Source organism: Halorhodospira sp. M38 (assembly GCF_022227985.1).
GTDB classification, from domain to species: Bacteria; Pseudomonadota; Gammaproteobacteria; order Nitrococcales; family Halorhodospiraceae; genus Halorhodospira; species Halorhodospira halophila_A.
In genome coordinates, this window is sequence record NZ_JAJNQP010000072.1 from 1 (window position 1) to 1111 (window position 1111).

1 pseudogene is annotated in these 1111 nt (G+C 63.1%); it reads right to left on the minus strand.

Annotated features, from left to right (window positions below):
* A pseudogene (locus tag LRA98_RS12810) lies at positions 1-1062 on the minus strand (IS3 family transposase); the annotation flags it as partial.
* Positions 1063-1111 lie beyond the last annotated feature (49 nt).

Below are 1111 nucleotides of genomic sequence, written 5' to 3' on the forward strand. Positions count from 1 at the left end.
GCCTGGTGACGTAACGCCGCGCATTCGTCCACTCACTCTTCAGAGTGCCGAAGAAGCGCTCCATGACCGCATTATCCCAGCAGTCGCCTTTGCGGCTCATCGACGGCACCATGCCGGCGGCTCCGAGAGCCTTGCGGTAGGCGTCTGATCCGTACTGCGAGCCCCTGTCCGAATGATGCAGCAGTCCCGGTTCGGGGCGTCGCCGCTCGATCGCCATCTGCAGAGCATCCGTGGCCAATTCCGCCCGCATGTGTCTGGCGGCCGACCAGCCGATAATCTGGCGGTCGTAGAGATCCATCACGGCAGCGAGGTAGACCCAGCCGCTGAACGTCCAGACGGCCGTGATGTCGGCGACCCACACCCTGTTGGGGGCATCGACCTCAAAGGCCCGCTGCAGGAGATTTGGGGCGATTGCGTGCCCATGCCGGCTGTCCGTGGTCGCCTTGAACCGTCGACGCTGCTGACAGACCGCACCGGCTTCACGCATCAGGCTGCGGGCTCGGTAACGGCCCACGTCGTGACCCTGTCGACGTAACTCACGGGACATCCGGCGACTCCCCAGTCGGGCTCTCTTGGATTCGTGCAGCGCCCTGACGGCCTCCAGCTGGAGCCTCCGGCCCACATCCATGCTCTCCCTGCACAGCCAGTCGTAGTAGCCGCTGCGCGAGGCCCGCAGGACCCGGCACATCAACGCGATCGAGTGATTCGCCTTCTCCGCCGCGATGAACTGGTACTTCAGTTCTGCTCTCTGGCGAAGAAGGCCGTGGCTTTTTTTAAAACTTCCTTTTCTTCCAGAAGTTTACGGTTTTCTTCCCGCAGCCGCTGGATCTCCCGGTCCTTCTGGTCCTGCACGCTCTGTGTCTCCTGCGGCTGCTGGGTGCTGGTCTCCGGCGTCACCACGTCTTCGGGGAAGAGCTCGCGCTCCCAGCGTTCCACCATGCTGCGGTGAATACCGAGCCGGCGGGCGACATCAACACGGCTGTAGCCCTCGTCCCGATGCATGCCCACAGCCATCCTCTTGTATTGCTGGCTGAAGCTCCGCCGGGTCTTCTTCTTGCTCATCGCTAACACCTCCAGGTCGCCAGTGTGGCTTATCTGGGGTGTCCGCTAC